General features: G+C 65.1%; 19 protein-coding genes. 11 read left to right on the top strand and 8 right to left on the bottom strand.

Features of this window, described 5'->3' with window-relative positions; genetic code table 11:
- Positions 1–39: 39 nt before the first annotated feature.
- The 3 genes from GTZ99_RS06365 to GTZ99_RS06375 form a co-directional block, all read right to left on the bottom strand.
- The gene (locus tag GTZ99_RS06365; RefSeq protein WP_161717422.1) at positions 40–2,868 is read right to left on the bottom strand and encodes a TonB-dependent receptor domain-containing protein; all 2,829 of its coding nucleotides are present in this window, start codon (positions 2,866–2,868) and stop codon (positions 40–42) included.
- Between the two features lie 204 nt (positions 2,869–3,072).
- Complete coding sequence (locus tag GTZ99_RS06370; protein WP_201742391.1) at positions 3,073–4,350, bottom strand: MFS transporter; 1,278 nt, start codon at positions 4,348–4,350, stop codon at positions 3,073–3,075.
- Positions 4,347–4,796, bottom strand: coding sequence for a type II 3-dehydroquinate dehydratase (locus GTZ99_RS06375; RefSeq protein ID WP_161717423.1), 450 nt, complete (start codon positions 4,794–4,796; stop codon positions 4,347–4,349). The genes GTZ99_RS06370 and GTZ99_RS06375 overlap by 4 nt, the downstream gene beginning before the upstream one ends.
- A 99-nt stretch (positions 4,797–4,895) precedes the next feature.
- Here GTZ99_RS06375 and GTZ99_RS06380 point away from each other — a divergent pair, with 99 nt between their 5' ends.
- Entirely contained in the window at positions 4,896–6,908 is a 2,013-nt protein-coding gene (locus tag GTZ99_RS06380; RefSeq protein ID WP_161717424.1) for a pyrroloquinoline quinone-dependent dehydrogenase, read from the top strand.
- Entirely contained in the window at positions 6,905–7,840 is a 936-nt protein-coding gene (locus tag GTZ99_RS06385) for a ThuA domain-containing protein (RefSeq protein WP_161717425.1), read from the top strand. The genes GTZ99_RS06380 and GTZ99_RS06385 overlap by 4 nt, the downstream gene beginning before the upstream one ends.
- A 47-nt stretch (positions 7,841–7,887) precedes the next feature.
- Here the strand turns inward: GTZ99_RS06385 and GTZ99_RS06390 are convergent, their stop codons facing one another.
- The 3 genes from GTZ99_RS06390 to GTZ99_RS06400 form a co-directional block, all read right to left on the bottom strand.
- A complete protein-coding gene (locus GTZ99_RS06390; RefSeq protein ID WP_161717426.1) occupies positions 7,888–8,205 on the bottom strand; it encodes a cytochrome c in 318 nt (105 codons plus the stop codon).
- The gene (locus GTZ99_RS06395) at positions 8,202–9,239 is read right to left on the bottom strand and encodes an alpha/beta hydrolase (RefSeq protein ID WP_320076647.1); all 1,038 of its coding nucleotides are present in this window, start codon (positions 9,237–9,239) and stop codon (positions 8,202–8,204) included. Before GTZ99_RS06395 ends, GTZ99_RS06390 begins: the two co-directional genes overlap by 4 nt.
- Before the next feature lie 101 nt (positions 9,240–9,340).
- Positions 9,341–9,988, bottom strand: a complete 648-nt coding sequence (locus GTZ99_RS06400; protein ID WP_320076648.1) for a TetR/AcrR family transcriptional regulator — start codon at positions 9,986–9,988, stop codon at positions 9,341–9,343.
- A gap of 231 nt (positions 9,989–10,219) precedes the next feature.
- Here GTZ99_RS06400 and GTZ99_RS06405 point away from each other — a divergent pair, with 231 nt between their 5' ends.
- The 7 genes from GTZ99_RS06405 to GTZ99_RS06435 all read left to right on the top strand — a co-directional run bounded on the left by GTZ99_RS06405 (position 10,220) and on the right by GTZ99_RS06435 (position 18,742).
- On the top strand, positions 10,220–11,359 hold the full coding sequence (locus GTZ99_RS06405; RefSeq protein WP_161717427.1) for a hypothetical protein: 1,140 nt from the start codon (positions 10,220–10,222) through the stop codon (positions 11,357–11,359).
- Positions 11,359–12,378 (top strand): KpsF/GutQ family sugar-phosphate isomerase, encoded by a 1,020-nt coding sequence (locus GTZ99_RS06410; RefSeq protein WP_227711142.1) that lies wholly within the window; start codon positions 11,359–11,361, stop codon positions 12,376–12,378. Before GTZ99_RS06405 ends, GTZ99_RS06410 begins: the two co-directional genes overlap by 1 nt.
- A 1-nt stretch (position 12,379) precedes the next feature.
- On the top strand, positions 12,380–13,774 hold the full coding sequence (locus GTZ99_RS06415) for an RraA family protein (RefSeq protein ID WP_161717428.1): 1,395 nt from the start codon (positions 12,380–12,382) through the stop codon (positions 13,772–13,774).
- A 107-nt stretch (positions 13,775–13,881) separates the two neighbouring features.
- Positions 13,882–14,805, top strand: coding sequence for an SDR family NAD(P)-dependent oxidoreductase (locus GTZ99_RS06420; RefSeq protein WP_227711143.1), 924 nt, complete (start codon positions 13,882–13,884; stop codon positions 14,803–14,805).
- Between the two features lie 227 nt (positions 14,806–15,032).
- Positions 15,033–16,034 carry a formylglycine-generating enzyme family protein gene (locus tag GTZ99_RS06425; protein ID WP_161717429.1) on the top strand — a complete coding sequence of 334 codons (1,002 nt, stop codon included), beginning with the start codon at positions 15,033–15,035 and terminating at the stop codon, positions 16,032–16,034.
- Positions 16,031–18,271 (top strand): xanthine dehydrogenase family protein molybdopterin-binding subunit, encoded by a 2,241-nt coding sequence (locus tag GTZ99_RS06430; RefSeq protein ID WP_161717430.1) that lies wholly within the window; start codon positions 16,031–16,033, stop codon positions 18,269–18,271. The genes GTZ99_RS06425 and GTZ99_RS06430 overlap by 4 nt, the downstream gene beginning before the upstream one ends.
- Before the next feature lie 3 nt (positions 18,272–18,274).
- The gene (locus GTZ99_RS06435; RefSeq protein ID WP_161717431.1) at positions 18,275–18,742 is read left to right on the top strand and encodes a (2Fe-2S)-binding protein; all 468 of its coding nucleotides are present in this window, start codon (positions 18,275–18,277) and stop codon (positions 18,740–18,742) included.
- 7 nt (positions 18,743–18,749) lie between these two features.
- On the opposite strand, the gene GTZ99_RS06440 is transcribed toward GTZ99_RS06435, so the two are convergent.
- The gene (locus GTZ99_RS06440; protein ID WP_161717432.1) at positions 18,750–19,310 is read right to left on the bottom strand and encodes a TetR family transcriptional regulator; all 561 of its coding nucleotides are present in this window, start codon (positions 19,308–19,310) and stop codon (positions 18,750–18,752) included.
- 293 nt (positions 19,311–19,603) lie between these two features.
- Between GTZ99_RS06440 and GTZ99_RS06445 the strand changes: the two genes are divergently transcribed.
- The gene (locus tag GTZ99_RS06445) at positions 19,604–20,032 is read left to right on the top strand and encodes a nuclear transport factor 2 family protein (RefSeq protein ID WP_161717433.1); all 429 of its coding nucleotides are present in this window, start codon (positions 19,604–19,606) and stop codon (positions 20,030–20,032) included.
- A 55-nt stretch (positions 20,033–20,087) separates the two neighbouring features.
- Here GTZ99_RS06445 and GTZ99_RS06450 read toward each other — a convergent pair whose 3' ends face one another.
- Complete coding sequence (locus GTZ99_RS06450; RefSeq protein ID WP_161717434.1) at positions 20,088–20,486, bottom strand: nuclear transport factor 2 family protein; 399 nt, start codon at positions 20,484–20,486, stop codon at positions 20,088–20,090.
- Positions 20,487–20,700: 214 nt separating this feature from the next.
- Between GTZ99_RS06450 and GTZ99_RS06455 the strand changes: the two genes are divergently transcribed.
- Positions 20,701–22,209, top strand: coding sequence for a phosphomannomutase (locus GTZ99_RS06455; protein ID WP_161717435.1), 1,509 nt, complete (start codon positions 20,701–20,703; stop codon positions 22,207–22,209).
- Positions 22,210–22,237: the final 28 nt, after the last annotated feature.

The raw sequence follows: 22,237 nt of genomic DNA on the forward strand, positions 1-22,237 counted from the left end.
CCGCCGGAAGCCGAAGCCCCGGCGGGGTTGGAGGGTGGATCAGAACTTGGTACGCAGGCCAACGTTGACGACGCGACCCAGCGGGTTGGCGTTCAGGCCGTCATAACCGACCGCACCGTTGGTGGTATAGGTGTTCACAAAGGGCGGAGCCTTGTCGAACACGTTGGTTGCGTCAACATAAACGTTGACTTCCCGCAGGTTGGCAAAGTTCTTCAGCGTATAGCCCAGATGCAGGTCCACCGTGGTGAAGGCCCCCACATGGTCGCCGCCGCCGGTCGGCACGCCATTGGTGCGGGTGATCGGGTTCATCACCGAAGAGCCCCAATAGGTGTAGCTGCCCAGATGGTTGACGAAAACGTCAGCATCAAACGCGCCATTGCTGTACGACACGTTCAGACGGCCTTCGGTCTTGACGCTGGGGAAGGTGGTGTTGAAGCCCGAGGTCCCCAGCACGCTGAACTTCACGCCATTGTCGCCAAAGAACTGGTCGAACTTCAGCTTGCGGGTGAAGCTGAGGCCGATGTTGAACTTGCCGATGGGGGTGGTGAAGCGATAGGCCGCCGACACGTCCAGACCCGCCACATCCAGATTCAGCACGTTGGCCTGCTGATAGTTGTAGATGAAGTAGGCCGAGCCGTTGATCACGCCCGTCTGCGGCAGGCCAGCACCAGCATTGCTGATGTCGGTGGCCGTGGCGCCCGAGGGATAGATCTGCATCAGGTACGACAGGTCCGCCGAACCCAGCGCCAGCGAGGGCTGGGGTGCGGTGATGCCGCCACGCAGCTTGTTGCTCCAATAGGTCACCGAGACGCGCAGGTCGGGCACCTGCGCCGGGGTCAGATCGACGCCCACGCTCCATGCCTCGCCCTTCTGGGGCTTGAGCTTGCCGCTGCCGCCGGTGATCAGCACGCCCTGCACGTTGCTGATGGTGCAGGCCGTGGCCGAGCAGACCGCGCCCGGAATGCTGGCGGCGGTGGGGAAGCTGGCCAGCGACAGGGTCGGGCCACCGCCCGGCAGCGCCGAACCCAGCACGCCCGAGAAGCCCGATTCACCCGTCAGACCATTGGCGTTCGACCCGATCGAGGTCAGCGCCGGAGCCACAAAGCTGCGCGCCCAGTTGGCACGGAACTTGACACCGCGCACCGGTTCAAAGTTCAGCGCGATCTTGGGGTTGGTCGTGTTGCCAAAGTCGCTGTAGTGATCATAGCGGCCCGAAATGTTCAGATCGAGCAGCTTGACGAAACCGTCGCGGATCAGCGGCACATACAGTTCAGCATAGGCCGAGCTGACATTGCGGCGATAGTCGATCGAGAGCGCCTGCGAATTCTGGCTGGCGATGCCCAGACCGTTGCCGCGCACGATGTCTTGATGCATCTTGTAGCTGACCAGCTCGCCACCCACAGCCAGCTTGGCCGCGCCGGCGGGCAGGTCGAACAGATCGCCCGACACCTTCAGGTACAGGTTGCGCATCGTCTGGCGCGCCTGCTGCAACTGGCGGTTGTCGATCAGCGACGCCTTGGTCGCGGCCGAGGTGCCATTGCCCCACAGATCCAGCGCGTTGGCCGTGGTCAGCGTCTGGCTGACAACCTGATTGACGCCATTGATCGCGGCACTGGTATAGCCGTTCAGCGCCAGGTTGAACGCGGCCGTGTTCAACTGGCCCACGTTGATCTGTTGCGACAGGTCCTGACCATAGACGCCGCCCAGATTGACCTGCCACTTTTGCGACAGGTCATAGATCGCGTCCATGTGGAAATACAGGTCTTCGGCGGTGCCGGTGATCGTCGCGCCGGGGCCGAACATCGCGTCAGCGTTCCAGCCCACGACATAGTTGTTGCCCAGACCCGCCAGCGCGAACGGATTGACCGAACGGCCGGTCGCGATGCCCGTGCTGTTGGCATAGATCGTGTTCGAAGCATTGCCGCGCGTCACGTTCTGTACGTTGCGGCGGTTCGAATAGATCATGTCGCCAAACAGGTGCAGCTTGTCTGACACGTCATAGGTCAGCTGCGCATAGACGTTGTGGCGCTTTTCCGAAGGCAGCAGATCCCACGCGGTGGTCTGGTCGCAGCCCGAAGGCGTATAGGTCAGATAGGCGGCGGTGCTGCCGCCGATGGTCGGCACGGCGCAGCGGGTGGGGGTGTTGTTGCGACCGCCATAGGGCACCAGGTTGGCGCTGTTGGTGTACGAACGCGACGAAGCCGCCAGGTTCGAACGGTCGGAATAGTTGTACGCGACCAGGAACGAGCCTTCGGCAAAGGTGCGGCCAAACAGCAGGCCCGCGTTATAGGTGTGATAGCCCGAGCCAAAGCCGGTCTGGGCATTGGCTTCAAAGCCGTTGACGTTCTTGCGCGTGATGAAGTTGATCACGCCCGCGACTGCGTCCGAACCATAGACCGACGAGGCACCATCTGCCAGCACCTCGACGCGTTCCAGCGCGATGGGGGCCAGGATGTTCGGGTCGGCCAGCACGTGGTTGATGCCGCTGGTGGGGATGCGGTGGCCGTTCATCAGGATCAGCGTCGAGTTCGAAGCCGATGCGCCCAGACCGTGGATGGTCGGCGCGTTGGTGCCCGAACCGTCGGCCGAACCGAACGCGCCCTGACCCGCCGCCTGCAGGCCGACAACCGCCGGCACGCTCTTGAGCACCTGCTGCACGGTCTGCGCGGCGGTGGTTTCCAGATCGGCGCGGGTCACGGTGGTCAGGTTCGACCCCACCGGGGCAACGCCCTTGATGCTGGACCCGGTGACGATGATTTCAGCCGTGGCCGGTTCGGCCGGCGCGGTTTGCGCATGGGCGCCCGCAGCCCAGCCCACCGACATCGCAGCCAGCGACGTGTGGACGACGAAACGCATCTTTCTGTTCATTATGGCCCTCCCAAAGGACATGTTCCGGCCCCTGTGCCGGCGTTTGTGAACTAACCGGTACATATCGTTATCGCCGCGGTCAATCCGTTTGTGCACGCAATGTTGCGCAATGTGGCCGCAAAAAAGGCGTGCGTGGCATTATCGCCACACACGCCTTTGGTCGCAGTGCGCGCCTGTGAGGGCAGGCGCGACCACGGAGGGAAATCAGTCGATCGTCACACGCTCAACCGGGCCCAGAACAAAGATATAGGTGAGGGTGCCGATCAGCCCCAACGCCCCGATATATGCCAGTGCTCCGTAGAATCCGCCTGTTGAACCAACCACATAACCCACCACCAGCGGGGTGATGATGCCCGCCAGATTGGTGACGAAATTGAACAGGCCGCCGGTCAGCCCCATCATCTCCTTGGGCGCAACATCGGACAGCAGCGTCCAGCCCAGCCCCGCCAATCCCTGACCGAAAAAGGCAAGGCTCATGATGGCGATGACCATCTCGTTGCTGTCGGCCCAATTGGCCGCAACCATTGATCCGCACAACAGCAGTCCGGCGATGATCGGCACCTTGCGCCCGATCGTGGCCGAACCTGTGCGGCGAATCAGCCAGTCCGACACCACCCCGCCCAGCATCACGCCCACCGACGCCGCCACATAGGGCAGCGACACCAGCCAGCCCGACTTGATGAAAGTCATCCCGCGCTCTTCGGCCAGATAGGAGGGGAACCACGTCAGGAAGAACACCAGAGTGGAGTTCGAGCAAAACTGGCCGATCGACGCGCCGGCGATCTGCCGCTTGCGCATCAATTGTCCAACGCGGTTCCAACTAAACCCCAGCGAGGCCGTCCCGCCCGAAAAGCCGCCGCCCGCCGCGATCAGGTCCAGCTCCGCCTGATTGGCGGTGCTTTCCCCCGGCTCGCGGTACATGCGATAGAACAGCGCGGCAAAGCCCATGCCCAGCACGCCAACCACCACGAACATCACGCGCCAGCCATAGGTCGCCAAAATCCAGCTGAGCACCGGGATCAGCAAGCCAAGCCCGATATATTCGCCCACGGTATAGACGCCGGTCGCTTTGGCGCGTTCCTGCTGCGGGAACCATGTCGACAGCACGCGGCTGTTGGCGGGAAAACATGGCGCTTCGGCCAGGCCCAGCAACAGGCGCGCAACAATCAGCGAGATAAAGCCAATCATCGCCCCATGCATTGCCGTCATAAGTGACCACAGACCCAGCGAGAGCGCGTAGGTTGTCCGCGTGCCCAGCCGGTCGATCACATAGCCGCCGGGGATCTGCGCCAGCGCGTATGTCCATGAAAAGGCGGAGAAGATCCAGCCCATGTCCTCTGGCCGCAGGTGCAGTTCGGCCGACAGCGCGGGCTTTGCCACGCCCATCACCGAGCGGTCCAGATAATTGATCAGTGTTGCGGTTGAAATCAGTGCCAGAATGACCATCCGCTGACGGGTGGGGCGGGCAGGGGCGCCGCTCACTTGCCCTTCTCCCGGCGAGTGATGATGTGGCGCACCGCCAAGGGATAGCCATCCACGCCAAGGCCAGAGATGATGCCCGTCACGACCTGCGTCATGATCGATTTGCTGCGCCACTCGGCCTCGCGGCGGTGGATGTTGCTGATATGCACCTCGATCACCGGGCAATCGACCATTTTCAGCGCGTCCAGCACCGGATAGGCCGCATATGTGAATGCCGCCGGGTTGAAGACGATACCAGCCAGACCCTTGCGGCCTTGCTGTACCCATTCGACCATTTCGTGCTCGGCGTTGGTCTGGCGAAAGTCGATGGTATAGCCCGCGCTTTCAGCCTCGGCCCGGCACATCGCCGCCACATCATCCAGCGTGTCGTGGCCATAGATTTCGGGCTCACGCTCGCCCAACAAATTCAGATTTGGCCCGTTCAGGACCAGGATCGTGCCGCTCATGGCTGGTCTCTCCCCTTGCTTTGGCTTGTCCATACTCAAAACCGCTTGCCTTGGGAACCATTATGTACGAACTAGTCCATAAAACTGAGGGAGAGCAAAATGCGCGTCATTTCCACCGCGCGAACGGGCCGGAACACCGCGGCTGCCTGTCTGGTGCCGGCTTGGCTGCTGGTGACAGGGGCAGGCGCGGCCACCACCACTGATGATTGGGCCACCTATGGCCATGACAAGGGTGGGCAGCGCCATTCGCCCTTGGCCCAGATCACGCCCGCCAATGTGCAGCATTTGCAGCCGGTGTGGACCTATCACATGCGTCCCGACAGCCCCGCGCCCGATGCTCCGCGCGATCCCAATGCCGAGGCCCAGCGCGCCGCCGAGGGCATGTCCGCCCCCGCAGCGCCGCCGCCGGGCGCGCCGCCCTCGGCCCGGCGGCGGAGCCGATTCGCAGGGTCACAGGTGACGCCGCTGGTTGTAGGCGGGCGGATGTTCGTCTCGACGCCCTATGGCCGCGTGGTCGCGCTGGACCCGGCCAGTGGGCGCGAATTGTGGGCCACGGCCATTCCCGGCCCCGGTCAGCCATCCTTGCGCGGGGTGGAATATTGGGCGGGCGATGCCGCCCATGCCCCGCGCATCGTGTTCGGCACGCGCGATGGGCGACTGATCGCGCTGGACGCGGCGACGGGGGCCTTTGCCTCTGGCTTTGGCGACAATGGCGTGGTGGACATGAAAACGCCCGACGTGCTGCAAGGTGCCGAGGCCCGCTTTTACGGCATGACCAGTCCGCCGATTGTCCATGGCAATCTGATCATCACCGGCAGCGCGGTGCAGGAATTTCCGCCGCGCGGAACAGCGGGCGATGTACGCGCTTGGGATGCGGTGACGGGCCGCTTGGTTTGGACTTTTCATTCAGTCCCTCGTGCAGGCGAACCGGGCCACGACACCTGGGGGCCAACCGGCGCGGAGCGGCGCAGCGGGGTGAATGTCTGGGGCTTTCTGACGGTCGATGCGGCGCGCGGGATCGTCTATATGCCGTTCGGCGCCCCCGCCTTTGACCGCTATGGCGGCGATCGGCCGGGCGACAATCTGTATGGCACGTCATTGGTGGCGGCGGACGCGCGCACCGGCAAATACTTGTGGCATTTCCAGGTGGTGCGCCACGATATCTGGGACAACGACCTGCAGGCGCCGCCATTGTTGTTCGACGCCACTGTGCGCGGCAAAAAGGTGCCCGCCGTGGCGATCGTCTCGAAGAACGGCCTGTTGTTCGTGCTGAACCGGGTGACGGGCAAGCCGATCCATCCGGTGGCGATGCGGCCTGTTCCGGCCAGCGATGTGCCGGGCGAAATCGCCGCGCCGACCCAGCCGATGCCGGTGGTGACGCCGCCGCTGGCCCGCACCGGATTTGATCCCGCGCGCGACATCACAGATCTGACGCCGCAATTGCATGACGCCTGCGCCGCATGGATCAAGCGGCACGATATGGTGTCGGGTGGGCTGTACCATCCGGTGCGGCTGAACCGCGTCACCATCAGTTTTCCCGGATTGCAGGGGGGATCGAACTGGGGCGGGGCGGCCTATGACCCGGCCAGCAGGCTGTTGATCGTCAACACCAGCGATCTGGGGCAGGTAACCGCGCTGGTGCCTTCAACCGGCGCGCTGCCCTATGAGCGCGGGCCGGTTTCCGGGCGCTTTCAATTGGAAGGCACGCGGATGTTGTGCCAAAAAGGGCCGTGGGGCCGCCTATCCGCTGTCGACATGGTGACGGGGCGGGTGCGTTGGCAGGTGCCTTTGGGCGTCACGGACGAAGCACCCGAGGGCAAGCAACTGACCGGCCGCCCGAACATTGGCGGAGCGATCACCACGGCGGGCGGGTTGACCTTTATCGGGGCCAGCGACGATGGCCGGTTCCGCGCGTTTGACACGCGCAACGGGCAGATGGTGTGGGAGGTGCGCCTGCCCGCCGCCGCCCATGCCACGCCCATCACCTATGCCGGGGCGGATGGTCGCCAGATCGTTGCCATCACCAGCACCGGCGGCAGCTTCCTCGACAGCCCGCTGACGTCGGACACCATCACCGCCTTTGCCCTGCCCACGAAAGGCCGCCGCCCATGAACCGTATCATCCGTCTGTTGGCACTGGGCGCGGTGGCCGTGGGGCTGGGCGCGCAAACGCCGCCACAGCCTGCGCCCGCTGCCGGCCCACCGCGCACCCCGCCGCCGGGCTATGAGGACGTCTATGCTGGCAAGAAGCGCCTGTTGATCATCGCCGACCTGTCAACCGGCAACCAGACCGCGCATATGGCCGTCAGCCATGCCGTCAGCGTGATCGAGCAGATCGGGCGGCAATCGGGCGCCTATGTCAGCTTTATCCGCACCGACACCGACTGGATCACCAAGGGCGAGACATGGGGCAAGGGGCTGTACGCCAAGGGCGGCCCCAAGCAAGCCCGTGGGCGAAACTTGGACTATTTCGACGCGGTGCTGTTTTACACCAATGGCGAATTGAACCTGAGCGAGACGCAAAAGCGCGACCTGCTGGATTTCGTGTCCAAGGACGGCAAGGGCTTTATCGGCGTCCACACCGCCACCGCCACCGCGCCCTCTTGGCCTGAATATGCCGAGATGCTGGGCGGCGCGTTTGACAACCACCCATGGATGATCGCCAACGCGCGCATCATCGTCGAACGCCCCGATTTTCCGGCGATGAAACCATTTCGCACCGGCATGACCCTGCGCGATGAGCATTACCAGATGCTGCCCACGCCTTATGCGCGGGACAAGGTGGACGTGCTGGCCCGGCTGGACACGCGCAGCGTCAATCTGGCCGCGCCGATGGTGCATCGCAAGGACGGCGATTTTCCCGTGGCGTGGATCAAGGGCTATGGCAGTGGGCGGGTGTTTTACACAGGGCTGGGCCATACCGATGCGGCATGGGACGATCCGCGCATCCGCACCATGATGGTCGAGGCGATCCGTTGGGCCATCAACGGCGGCCAGACCGCCCGCCCGCATCCGATCAGCCCCAATCCCAAACCGGCCCCCTGAAGCCGGTGGGGGGCAGGGCCGCAACGCCTTGCCCCCCCCTTGCGGCCTTATTGCGCGGGGCCGTAATTCTTGGCCAGATAGGCGACGATCGTGTCGTAATCGGCCTCGGGCACCTGCGCGCCCTTGTCGATCATCTGGTCCACCACTTCGCCCCATTTGTGCGCGTCATGGCGTTTGCCCGTGACGATCCCGGCCGCGTGGCAGGCGGTGCAGGCGGCCTGCACCTTGGCCTTGCCGGGGGCCTCGACAAAGTCGGCAGGGGCCAAATTGGCAGGGGTTGGGGCCTGCGCCCGCGCGGTCCATGCAAGGCACAACGTCGATCCCGCCATCACCACCGCCGCGCCGATAAATTTCGCCGCGCTCATGGCCGCGTCCCCTTGCGGTCCAGTCGCGCGTGCAGGAAATCGAACGTCGCGTTCATCGCCCGCAAGGTCGCGCTGCGCGTCACCGCCGGGGTGGCGCCGATAAAGGAATGGTCGACGGCGGGGATATAGATCGCCTCAACCGGGGTGCCATTGGCCCTCAGCCGCGCCTCGACCAGATGTGATTGGGCGACGGGCACGGTCTTGTCCTCCTCGCCATGGATCAACAGGAATGGGGGCGCCTTGGGCGTGATATAGGTTACGGGACTGGCCTTGGCATAGGCCTCCGTGCTGCAAGGGCCGGTGCAGTTCAACAGCTTAGCCCCCGCCGGATCGCTGCCGCCCGGACGGCTTGCCGAGAGCGCGCCAAAGTCGAACACGCCGTACCAGATCACCGCGGCCTGCACGCAGGTATCACCATCGGTCGTGGCGGCACCGTGGGCGTCCAGCGTCTTGTCACCGCAGCTCAGCGCCGTCAGCGCCGAGAGGTGTCCGCCAGCCGATCCGCCCCAGATGCCGGTCCGGGCCGGGTCGATGCCATATCGCGCGGCATTGCCCTTGAGGAAACGCAGCGCGGCGCGCGCGTCCTGCAATTGCGCCGGAAAGGGGGCTTCACCGGCCAGACGGTATTCCAGACTGGCCACGACAAAGCCTTCGGAGGCCAGCCGCGCCAGCGCCGCCGGGAAATTGGCCATCGCGCCCGCGTGGCGCGTGTGACCACCCACCCAGCCGCCGCCATGCACATACAGCACCAGCGGTTTGGGCGATTTGGGCGCGGTGGCGGGCATGTAGATGTCGATCACCATCGGGCGATAGCCGGGGATCGTCTGATAGGTGACATCGGCCAGACTGGTGACGTTCCCCGGCCAGTGCTGCACGCGGGCGGGATAGCGGTCCTCGAGCACGGGACGCGCATCGACCGGAAAGTCGCGCGGTTTGGCCGCCGATACAGCGGTGGCAAGGGTGGCTGTGGTCAGGGCGGCGGCGGCGACAATGGCACCCGCGCGGCGAACGGTGTGAACAGGGCGTGTAGTCACGCGAAAATCCCTCCCGGTGTTATTGCATGTACTGGATAGTACATGTCACCGGGGCGGTGCAAGAGTCCAGACGGGGCGGGCTTGGCTCAGCCCTTGCGCACTCAGACCTTGCGCACCCATGCCAGCACGCAGTCGATGATCTGTTCGCGCCGTCGCGCGCGCGTGGCGGCTTGCGCGAAATCGACGCCGAAATTGTGCCGGAAGGTGTAACGGTTTGACACGTTGTAGAATGAGAGCGCGCTGATCGTGGTGTGCAGGTCGACGGGATCGATGCCCTCGCGGAACAGCCCCTGGGCGATGCCTTTGTCCAGAATGGCAGCCAGCGCCGCGATGACCGAGCGGTTACGGTCGCGCACGCCCTCGATCTGGGTGATGTGGGCGCCCTTTTCGACGTTTTCGTTCATCACCAGACGGACGAATTCGGGGTGTTCAAAGTGGTAGTCAAAGTTGTGCCCGATGATCGCCCGCAACGCCTGATCGGGGGCCATGTCCTCAAACCGGGCGGCCTGTTCTTGCGTGCGGATGCGTTCATAGGCGCGTTCCAGCACGGCCTGATACAGCCCGTCCTTGCTGCCGAAATGGTAATAGATCATCCGCTTGGACGTCTGGGTCTTTTCGGCGATTTCGTCGATGCGCGCGCCGGCCAGCCCTTTTTCGGAAAATTCCTTGCTGGCCACATCCAGAATGTCGTCGCGGGTCTGGATCGCGTTGATCTGACGCCGGGACAGCGCGGCCTGATTGTCTTCCACCCTTGGGAACTCCGAAATGCGCCCGGAATGGACGTTATTTGCCGCCTAACCCGTGGCGCGCGCCGCATCAAGCGCTGTCAGCGCACAGGTGGCCTGAAAGTGTACGAAACAGGTGTAAACACGGATGCCGGCCCATCAGGCATATTAAGCAGCCCTGTTCATATCTGGGACAAAGGGGCGCAAGGCCGTGGGCGGTCAGGGCCAAGCGCCTGATTTCGCAAGAAGGCCCGCATGCGCATCCTGTTTTACCTACCGGCAATCACCCCTTGGTGGTTTGAACATATCATTACCCCCATGCTGCGCATGATGGCGCGCAGCGAACAGGTGGAAGCGATCCATCTGATGGTTGCTCCGCAATGGCGCAACACCGGGGTGACGGGCGCGCAACTGGAACCGCTGTTGCCGCTGCACAAGCTGAATTGGCATATTGTCGACCATGATCCGCCTGCGCTGTTCCGCCGCAATGCCGCTGCCATTCCGGGGCTGATGGACACAGTGGCGCAGATCGCCCCCGACCTGACGCTGGCGCGCAGCGCCGATTTCACCACACCCGCCGGTTTTCCGGGGCTGGTGCGGCATATCACCGAAGGCGCCCTGCCGCCCTTTGTCACGGACCCTGCGTGGATCGTGCTGGACGAACTGCCGTTCCGCCATGGCCATATGCCCGCCACCGCGCGCAAACAGGCCGATCTGGCGCGTGAAGGCTTTGCCACGCTGGCCCAGGCGGCTGAGCGCACCCGCCCCACGCGCAAGGCCGCGCGCGCCACGCTGAACCTGCCGACCGACCGGCCGGTGATTGCCGTGCCGCTGATGTACGAACACGCCGAGAATTTCTATCTGGCCCATGCCGCCCATCCCGACAGTGTGGCCCTGTTGAACGATCTGGCCGATCAGACGCCGCCCGACGCCTTGCTGGCGATCAGCGACCATCCGCTCAACATCCTGCACGTCAACCGCCACGCCCTGTTGCGCCATATCGAGGCCCACCCGGCCCGGATGCGTCTGATCCGCCACCCTGACGCGACGCGCCTGTTGGTTTGCGCGGCCGATGCGGTGGTGGCCGATCTGTCGAAAAGCTGGGCTTTGGCGGCATGGGCAGGTACGCCGATCCTGTCGGTCGCCGCGCCCGAACGCATGGCCCCATGGCTGAACGCCACGCCGCTGGCACCGGGCATGACGCTGGCGGGAATGCGGGGCTGTGATCCGGCGATGCTGCGCCGCTATCAGGCGTGGCATCTGGCCGCCCGCGTGCTGCGCCCGGCGGCCTGTGATCTGGGCCAGGTGCTGTGCATGGCGCGCGGCGCGCCATCGGCCGACGATATCGCCGCTAATCTGGCCGCTTTGGCCCATCAGGCACAGGAGGCCGCATGATGGCCCAGACCAACCGTCACCCCATACCTTCGCTGCGTCCCGCCCGCATGCTGACCCCGGTGGCTGCGCCCACCCATGAATGGGCGCTGGACGTGCTGCGCGGCGAAATGGAGGCCATCGCCAGCCTGATGGCCAATCCCCCGCCGCAATTGACCGATGCCATCCACCATCTGGCGGGGGTACGCCTTCCGGTGCTGTGCTGTGGCGTGGGCAAATCGGGGCTGGTCGCGGCAAAGGTGGCGGCCACCATGTCGTCGCTGGGCATTCCCGCGTTCACCCTGTCGGCGGGGGACGCCGCGCATGGCGATCTGGGCGCGGTGAACCACGGCAGCACGGTGCTGATGTTTTCAAACAGCGGCACCACGACCGAGCTGATCCGCCTGTTGCCCGGCCTGCGCGCGCGGGGATGCCAGTTGATCGGCATCGTCGGCCACATGGCCTCGCCGTTGGGGCAGGCGATGCATATCCTGCTGCACGCCCCCATCCTGCGCGAAGCCGACCATCTGAACATGGCTCCCACCGCCAGCACGACGCTGCACATGGCGCTGGGTGATGCGCTGGCCGTGGCGGTCAGCCGGTTGCGCGGGTTTGGCCGCGATGATTTCCTGCAAACCCATCCGGCGGGGCAATTGGGCCACAGCGCCCAACCCGTGCGCGCGATCATGCGCGGCGGAGAGGATTTGCCCCGCGTCCTGCCCCACATGGCCCTGTCCGAGGCGATCGCCATCATGTCGACCGGCCGCATGGGGGCGGCCTGCGTGGTCGATTGGGAGGACCGCCTGCTGGGCCTGATCGTCGATGGGGACATCCGCCGCGCCATTCAGGGGCGCGCCGACATTTACGCCATCACCGTGGGCGAAGTCATGCGGCGCGATCCGGTCTGCCTGTCGGCCGGGGCCAGCGTGGGCGACGCGGTCGCCACCAGCCGCGCGCATGGCGGGCTTTTGGTGCTGCCGGTGACCGATGACGCGGGTCACTTGCTGGGCATGGTGCATGGCGTCGATCTGGTGCAGAACTGACATGAACGCGATCACCCCCATCACCACCGCCGTGGCCGCCCGCCCGCGCATCGCCGCCTTTGTGCCCGCAAAGGGCAATAGCGAGCGGATCAATGCCAAGAACATGGCCATTCTGGACGGCGACCACCTGTTCCGGCGCAAACTGCGGCAATTGCTGGATTGTGATCTGATCGACACCGTCTGGCTGGACACCGAAAGCGACGAGATGGCAGCATTGGCCGCCGATCTGCCGGTGCGACGGATGCGCCGCCCGGTGGAATTGGCCAGCAATGCCTGTGATGGGCACGAGTTGTTCGCATGGGAATGCCGCGCCGCAATCGAGGGCGCCGCCCAGCGAAACGAGGCGCCGCCTGAATTCCTGATCCAGACGCTGTGCACCGCGCCCTTTGTCACGGCCGACACGATCGCCCGCGCCATCCGCCAGTTGATCGCCACGCCAGAGGCCGACAGCCTGATCGGCGTGGCCAGCACCAAGCAATATTGCTGGGGCGCGCAGGGGCGGGTGGTCAATCCACTGTATGGCCGGGGCCGCATTCCCAATTCGGTCGAACTGCCCGCCACCATTGTCGAGGCGATGAGCCTGTATATCGTCCGTTACCGCCCCGGTGACCCGCTGCCCACGCAGCGCTTCGGCCAGAACCCGGTGCTGTTCGAACTGGACCCGACCGAGCAGGTCGACATCAACAACCCCGCCGACCTGACCATGGCCGAAGCGCTGTGCGCGGGCCAGAGGGCGCAGGAGGTGACGCGGTTGCGGGCGCTCTCGTCCTACCTATCCTCGCCCGTGCTGGCCGATATCACCAAGGAGATGGGCCAGCGCTGTGTCCTGCCGCCCCAGATTGCTGCGACCAGTCCGGGCAAGATGCTGGGCCGCGCCCGCACGCTGCAACTGGTGGCCATCACGCCTGATGAACGCGGCGGCGAGCGCTGGCGTGGGATCTATGGCGCGCTGGATTCCTATCGCTTTGTCCGGCCCGGCTGTGTCATCATGGTCGCCAATGAAGCCCCCGGCTTTGCCTATTTCGGCGATTTGAACGCAACTTTGGCGATCCGGTCAGGCGCGGTGGGGGCGGTGATCGATGGCGTCACCCGCGACAGCCGCGATGTCGCGCTGCTGGGCCTGCCGGTCTATGCGCGGCGGTCCTATTGCGACGACATCAAATACGAAGGCACGCTGGGCGCGATGAACACGCCGATCCGCATGGGCGACGTGCCGATTGCCCATGACGACATGGTGTTTGGCGATGAAAACGGCGTGGTGGCGATCCCCCGCGCGCTGTGGCCGCAGGTGGAGGAGGCGGCCTGGGCGGTCCTGACCAACGAGGCCCGCATCCGCATCATGGCCGCCCGAGGCCGCGCGGTCGAAGAAATCCTGAGCGAGTGCGGGGCGTTTTGAGCGTGGCGTGATCCGCGTGATATTGCCGCAGCGAGGCCTCTTGCGATCCGCGCACCTTACATTGTATGTATGTCTGACAAAGTTTCGCGACGGCGACTCGCCGGACCATGACGAGAGAGGACAACATGCAGGATTTCAACGGGGCGGTGGCCTTTATCACGGGTGGCGCGTCGGGCGCGGGTCTGGGGCAGGCGCAGGTGTTTGGCCGCGCCGGTGCCAAGGTGGTGATCGCCGACATGCGCGGCGATGCCATTGAACAGGCGCTGACCACCCTGCGCGCCGAGGGCATTACCGCCCATGGCATCGTACTGGATATCACCGACCGCGAGGCCTATGCCCGCGCCGCCGACGAGGTGGAGCAGGTGTTTGGTCAGGCCCCGACGCTGTTGTTCAACACGGCCGGCGTCAACAGCTTTGGCCCGGTGGAAAAGACCACCTATGGCGATTTTGACTGGCTGATCGGGGTGAACCTGGGCGGGGTGATCAACGGCATGGTGACATTCGTCCCCCGCATGATCGCCAGCGGCAAGCCTGGCCATATCGTCACCACCTCGTCGCTGGGCGGGTTGTCGGGCTCGGCTCTGGCCGCGCCCTATTCGGCGGCCAAGGCGGCGGTGATCAACCTGATGGAAAGCTATCATCAGGGTCTGGCCAAGCACAACATCGGCGTGTCGGTGATCTGCCCCGCCAACATCAAGAGCAACATTGCCGAGGCAACCAAGCTGCGTCCGGCCAGTGCGGGTGTGTCGGGCTATCGCGCGGATGAGGCGACGATTGAATCGCTGCACTCGATCCACCGCCACGGGATGGAGCCCGTCGAACTGGCCGAATGGACCAAGAAGGGGATCGAGAACGGCGATCTCTACATCATCCCCTACCCCGAGGCGAAGGAGCAGATGCGCGCCCATTTCGACAAGATCGTCGATGCCATCCTGCCGCTGGACGCCGATCCCGAGGGCGCCAAGAAGCGCATCGACGCGCTGATGGAATGGGGTGCCAAGGGGGCCAAGGTGTTCACCACCACGGAATAAGGTGCTTTCAAACCAGTTGTGACGCGCGGCCTGAACCGCGCTGATCCGCGCCCCCTTTGCCCCCCACGGCAAAGGGGGCGTTGGCGTTTGAGGCAGGGCGCGATGCCCTATCCGCACATCGAACACTTCGGCCGCCACCATCGGGGGCAAAGGGGAACCGGTGCACCATCGGCGGCATTGGCGTGCGGGAATGCGCGCCCGCAGTGGTGTTGGGGAGAAGTCAGGTCATGGCAAAAGGGCAGGTTCTAGGGCTGATCGCGGCCGCCGGTGGGGTGGCGCTGGGCTGGGCCGCGCCGGTAATGGCCAAGGCTGCGCCGCATCCTGTGCCCAAGATCCTGCGCGATTGCGCCGATGGCTGTCCGGCGATGGCGGTGATCCCAGCCGGCGCGTTCCTGATGGGCGCGGACGCCGGCGAGGATGGCCGCCCCGAAGGCCCCGTGCGCAAGGTGACGATCCGCCCCTTTGCCATGGCCACGCTGGAGGTGACCAACGCCCAATACGCGCGCTTTATCGCCGAAACGGGGCATGTGACGGGCACCAACTGCCGCTCTTTCGTGCGCGCCACTGGCAAGGTTGAGGAAGTGCCCGGCGCTGATTTCCGCCACCCCGGCACGGGCGCGGGCGAGGGCGCGGCCAATATCCCGGTGGTCTGCGTGTCATGGCGCGATGCCACGGCCTATGTCGCGTGGTTGGCGAAAAAGACGGGCAAACCTTATCGCCTGCCTTCCGAGGCAGAGTGGGAATATGCCGCCCGCGCGGGCACGCAGGGCGATTTTCCCTGGGCTGGCGGCGGCGCGGCGGCCTGCACATATGCCAATGTGCTGGACGCTGATGGCATGGCCGATGGCGCGCTGGCGGTGTTTGGGGGGACCGGCGGACTGGCGGCGGCGGTGGCTTGCCACGATGGCTTTGCCGGGGCGGCGCCGGTGGGATCCTATCCGGCCAACGCCTTTGGCCTGCATGACATGGTGGGCAATGTCTGGGAATGGACGCAGGATTGCTATTACGCGCCCTATCGCCCCGAAACGCCCACTGATGGGCGCCCAATGCCCGCGCCCGCAGCCGGGTGTGACCGCCGGGCGGTGCGCGGCGGCAGCTGGATTTCGGCGCAGTTCCGCAACCGCGTCAGCTGGCGCGGGCGCGATCCCGAGGATCAGACCACATGGATTTTCGGCTTTCGCGTGGCGCGTGATGTGACGCCGGCCGAGGCCCGGAGCGCCCGCCGATGAGCGAGCAGCGTGACGTGATTGCCCTGTCGACCATCAACCGCCGCGCCTTTCTGCGCGGGGGCGGGATTGGTGCGGGGGCGCTGGTGATCGCGGCCAGCCTGCCGGGAATGCTGTTGCCCACCGATGCGCTGGCCGATGGCCCGCCGCCCGGCGCCGCCCCGCCACCGCCTCAACTGGGCTTTGGCGCGATGATCGCGATCGCGCGGGATGGCGTGGTCAGCTTTATCTGTCCCTCGTCCGAAATGGGGCAGGGGACGCAGGAAACACTGGCCCGATACGTGGGCGAGGAGCTGGACTGCGACTATGCCCGGCTGAAGGTGCTGTTGCCTTGGGCCGATCCCTTGTTCGTCAACCCGATGATGCGCCGCCAGATGACCGCCAACAGCGCGACAACGGTGGGCTATTTCACCGCATTGCGCAAGGCGGCGGCGGCCTCGCGTATGCTGTTGGTGCAGGTGGCGGCGCAACGTTTGGGCGTGGCAGAGGGCGAACTGACCACCGCCAATGGCGTGGTGCGCCATGCCGCATCGGGCCGCAGCATCGGCTATGGCGATCTGGCCGAGGCGGCGGCGAAGCTGCCCGTGCCTGCGCAGGTGCCTTTGCGTCCGGCATCGGCGTGGACAATCATCGGTGGGTCCACCCCGCGCAAGGATCTGGCGGCAAAGGTGCGCGGCAGCGCCGAATTCGGCATTGATGTCGTACGCCCCGGCATGTTGATCGGCGCGTTGGCGCTGGGCCCGCATCCACGGGCAAAGGTGCAGGCGACCAATCTGGACAAGGTGCGCACCATGCCCGGCGTCACCGCCATCGTCCCGGTAGAGGCAGGCTATGCCGTGCTTTCGCCGCGCTTCTGGCAGGCGAAAAAGGCGGCCGAGGCGCTGGAGTTGAAGGTGCTGTCCTCGCCCACCGCCGGGCTGGACGACAAGGGGATCGATGCCGCGATGGAGCGCGCCTTTGCCAGCGTGCCGCCGATGGAATTCCCCGATTTCGATTTCGCCACCATGCGGCCCAAGGAAAAGCGGGCCGACCGGGCCGCAATCACCGCCGCCTTGGCGGGCGCGGCCAAGCGGGTCGAGGCGACCTATGACGTGCCCTATGTCGCCCATGCGACGATGGAGCCGCTGACCTGCAGCGCCCATTTCGCCGATGGGCAATTGACCGTGCGCGGGCCCCTGCAATCGCCAGAGGCGGTGCGGACCGAGCTGTCGCAGGTGCTGAACATCCCCTTTGACAAGGTGCGGGTGGAGGTGACCTATCTGGGCGGCGGGTTTGGCCGCAAATGGGGCGTGGACTTTCCAGTGCCCGCCGCGCAAGCCGCCATCGCCACCCCCGGCCGATGGGTCAAGCTGATCTGGACGCGCGAGCAGGACATTGCGATGGACCAGTTCCGTCCCGCCTATCGCGTGCGTCAAACCGCCGGGATTGGCGCGGACGGCCGGTTGCAGGTGATGCACAGCCGCATCGCGGGCCAGTCGATCAACACCTATCACCACCGCAAAAGCCCGCCCGGCATTGCCGATCCCACGGCGGCGGGGATGCTGATCTATGGCTGCTATGGCATCCCGCAAAGCCTGATCGAATATCACGAGACCAAGGACCTGTCGGTGCCGGTCGGTTTCTGGCGGTCGGTGTCAGCCAGCCAGAACACCTTTTTTGCCGAGGCGTTTCTGGACGAGGTGGCGCGCGCCGCGGGCAAGGACCCGCTGGCCTATCGCCGCGCGATGTTGGCGGGCGAACCGCGCATCCTGCGCGTGCTGGACAAGGCCGCCGACATGATCGGTTGGAGCAAGCCCAAACCGCGTGGAACAGGGCACGGAATTGCTATCACTTACAACGAAGGTCACGTCTGCGCCGAGGCGGTGCGGGTGCGCGTGGTCAAGGGCAAGCTGACCATCGAGAAGATCGTCGCCGCGTTTGACTGTGGCCCGATGATCGACCCAAAGGGGGTGGAAAGCCAGATCAGCGGCGGCATCGTCTTTGGCCTGCAGGCGGCGATCTGGGGCGAGATCCCCTTTGCCGAGGGGCGCCCCAATGTCGCCAATTTCGGCGAGTTCCGCATGCCCTTGCTGGCCGATATCCCGCCGATCGAGGTAGCGCTGATGCCCAGTGGCGAGCGTCCCGGCAACGCCGGCGAGGCCGGAACCCCGCCGATTGCCGCCGCTTTGGTCAATGCCATTGCCGATGCGGGCGGGCCGCGCATCCGCCGCCTGCCCATCGCCCGAATGCTGGAGATCTGAACCATGGCCGAGATCAAGCTGACCGTGAACGGCGCGCAACGGGTGGTCGATAGTGACGCCGATACGCCTTTGCTGTGGGCATTGCGCGATGATTTGGGGCTGGTGGGCACCAAGTTTGGTTGTGGCGCGGGGCTGTGTGGGGCGTGTACGGTGCATGTCGAGGGACAGGCGGTGCGCTCGTGCCAGTTCCCCGTCAGCGATGCGGCGGGCAAAGCTGTCACCACCATCGAGGGGCTGGCCCCCAGCGCCGATCAGCCGCATGCGGTACAGGCCGCATGGGTGGCGCAACAGGTGCCGCAATGCGGCTATTGCCAGCCCGGCATGATCATGGCGGTGGCCGCCCTGTTGAAGGAAACACCCCATCCCACCGAGCAGGCTATCCGCGAAGGGATCACCAATATCTGCCGTTGTGGCACCTATCCGCGGGTGGTGGCGGCGGTGCAACAGGCGGCCAAGGCATTGGCCGGATAGGCGCGGATCAGGCCGGGCGGGACGCCAGACGCGCTTCCCACCCGGCGATCAGCGCGTCCAGCCCGGCGGCCATCGACGGTTCGATCGGGATGACCTGACCCAGCGGTTCGCCAAAGATCTGGTCAAACCCGGTCCAGCCGATCACCAGCGCCTGGATCGAGGATTGCAGCGCCATCGCTTCCTCGAAGGACAGGCCAAACTCGACCAGTGGCGCGGTCATGCCATGGGCGATGTTGCGGAAGTCCTCTTCGGAATAGCGCGCTGAAAAGATCAGCCGCGCCGCATCACGCACCTGATGCTGCACCCGCCACAGCCCCATGCCAAAGGCGCGCGCCCATGCCTGCCATGTCGTGCATTCGGGGATGGCGTGGACGGTTTCGCGAAACACTGTGCCCGCCATGCGGCGCAGCAATTCGTCCTTGCCGCTGATGTGCCAATAGATCGACATCGCCTGCACGCCCAATCGCGCGGCCAGACGGCGCAGCGATACCTGCTCGAAACCGGCCTCCTGCAACAGGGCAAGGGCTTCGGCAACAATCCGGTCAGGCGTCAAGGGTTGGGCGTTCATGCCAGCCATGGTTAGGCGTCAGTACACTTACAGGCAATCGGCTTTACACAAGTTGGTGCAGATTTATTGCACTGCACTGTAAATCTTGCCCCAATTTGGGTGTTGGTTGGGTTCTTGACCATCGGGAGTGGCTCCTTTACGCTGTAAGCCATGCCATTGACCCGGCCAAAAGCATAGACCGGGCGATGCGTGAAAACGGGCCTGAGGAGGGCGGACATGACCGCATCGCGCCGTGGCGCAAGGGCAGGGCCTGTTACGCGCCGGTCTGCGCGCAAATCATAAGGGAGAGAGCCATGTTCACCCAAGACGACTATATGCGCTATATCGAGGCCTTCAACGGGCGCGATTATGCCACGCTGGAGACCTTTTTTGCCGATGATTTCGCGCTGGAGAACGCCGGGTTCCGGGTGCAGGGCAAACCGGCCTTCCGCGAATTCTATCGCTTTTTCCATGCCTATTGCCGCGAAACGGTGCTGTTCAAAGGGTTCTATCCCGGAGCAGGCGTCGCGGCGGGCACTGGCTTTGTCGCCAATGTGGTGATCCGCTTCGAAGGCTTGCAGGACCTCTCGCCCGAATTGCTGGCGCAAATGGGCTATGCGGGCATGACCCCGGTGGCCCAAGGGATGCAGGTCGATATCGAGTTCCTGATCCTTTACAGCCTGAACGCCGATGGCCTGATCCAGCATATCAAGGGCGCGGTCTGGGTGCCGGCGGCCAATTGAGCCGTGGCGGGCAGGGCGCGTCATCGGCGCCCCGCCCGCCAAATCAGGCCGCCGTTCAAGCCGGGGCCATCGCGCATTCAACATTGGCGATGCGGCCATCGCGGATGGTGTAGAAAATGAACTGGCGCATCTCGATCACGTCGCCCGCGCGCATTGGGTGGAATTGCGTCAACCCTTGCTGCGCCAGCGCCTCTGGCGTCATGTCCCTGGTCGCCTCGACCCGGACGATCGCGTCCACCGCGGTCAAGCTTGAACTGCTGGCGAAATTCAGCACGCGCACCGTTTCCATCGCATGGGCATGCAGAAAGCCATAGAACGCCTTCATGTCGGCGCGTGAACGCAGCGCCACACCGAAAAAGTTCATATTGATCGGTTCGGCGTAAAAGTCGCAAACCGTGTCGTAATCGCGCGCGTTGAAGGCGGCGACATAGGCGTCATAGGCGGCGCGGTCCATCGAACTCTCCCGTATGTTGTGCGTTTGACGGACAGGGTAACAGGCTTTGCTGATCGTAACAATTGATAGAATGATGCACCCTCAACTTTGCTGCAACCGCGTAACGGCGTCTGGACAGCCTGACGCCGATGTGTAAGAGATTTCGCCTAGATCATGGCCCGAGCGGGTGTTTTGGCCGCTCGCAACGCCCAACAAGCAATCAAAAGGACCCCCGATGACCGAAACGGTATGCGCCTCGACTGATCTGACGGTGGACGTGCTGATGACGCAATCGGGTGTGGCCTTTGGCACCAGCGGCGCGCGGGGCGAGGTGGTCGCGATGACCGACCGGGTGTGCTATGGCTATACGCAGGGGTTCTTGTCCTATCTGCACGAGATCGGCGAATATGCCAACGGGCCGGTCGCGCTGGCGGGTGATCTGCGGCCCAGTTCCCCGCGCATTCTGGCCGCTTGTGCGCAGGCGATCCGGGACATGGGCGGCGAGGTGGTCTTCTGCGGCTATGTGCCCACGCCCGCCCTGGCGCTCTATGCTTTTGGCGCGGGGATCCCGTGCCTGATGGTCACCGGCAGCCACATTCCCGATGACCGCAACGGCATCAAGTTCTACCGCCCCGCTGGCGAAGTTCTGAAGTCGGACGAGGCGGGCATGAAGCGCCAATCCGTGACGCTGGCCCCGGAGGCGTTTGACGCCCATGGCATGTTGGCCTCGCCTGCGCCGCTGCCACCGGTGACGGATGTCGAAACCGCCTATGTTGCGCGCTATGTCGATGCGTTTGGCGCTGATGCGCTGTCGGGCATGACGGTGGGCGTCTATCAGCATTCGGCGGTGGGCCGCGACGTGGTGACGCGCATTGTCGCGGCGCTGGGCGCGCAGGCGGTGCCGCTGGGCCGTTCGGAAAAATTCATCCCCGTCGACACCGAAGCCGTCCGTCCCGAAGACATCACGCTGGCGCGCGAATGGGCCGCGCAGCACGGCTTTGACGCGATCGTCTCGACCGATGGCGACAGCGACCGTCCGTTGCTGGCCGATGCCAATGGCGAATGGCTGCGCGGTGACGTGCTGGGCGTGCTGTGCGCGCGGGCGATTGGCGCGGGCACAGTGGTCACGCCGGTCTCGTCAAACACGGTGCTGGAACTGTCGGGCGCCTTTGCCCATTGCGCCCGCACGCGCATTGGCTCGCCCTTTGTGATTGACGCGATGAACGCCGCGCTGGCTGCCGGGCAGACTGGCGTGTGCGGTTATGAGGCCAACGGCGGCTTCCTGCTGGCCAGCGATTTCGCGCTGAAGGCGGGCACGATCAGCGCCCTGCCGACGCGCGACGCGGTGCTGCCCGCGGTGGCCGTGATGGCAGCCGCGCGGGCCAAGGGGATGGGCGTTGGCGAACTGCTGAACGAGCTGCCGCCGCGCGTCACCTATTCCGACCGCATCCAGAACTTTGCCACCGCCCGCAGCGAGGCGATCTTTGCCGCCCTGCTGGAGGGCGACGCGGCGGCGCAATTGGCGCGGCTGGACGGCTATTTCGGCGGGATCGCGGGCGTGGTTGTGGGCGTGGACCTGACCGATGGCATCCGCATGACCACCGCCGAGGGCAAGGTGCTGCACCTGCGCCGATCAGGCAACGCGCCCGAACTGCGCTGTTACAGCGAGGCGGACGACGCGCAAACCGCCGCCGCGATCAATGCCGCCGCGCTGGCGGTGGTGCTGGACAAGCTGGCGGTTTAAAGGGACAGATGCCTCCGGCGGGCAAAGG

Origin of the sequence: Novosphingobium ovatum (assembly GCF_009909235.1) — a bacterium.
Taxonomy (GTDB): domain Bacteria; phylum Pseudomonadota; class Alphaproteobacteria; order Sphingomonadales; family Sphingomonadaceae; genus Novosphingobium; species Novosphingobium ovatum.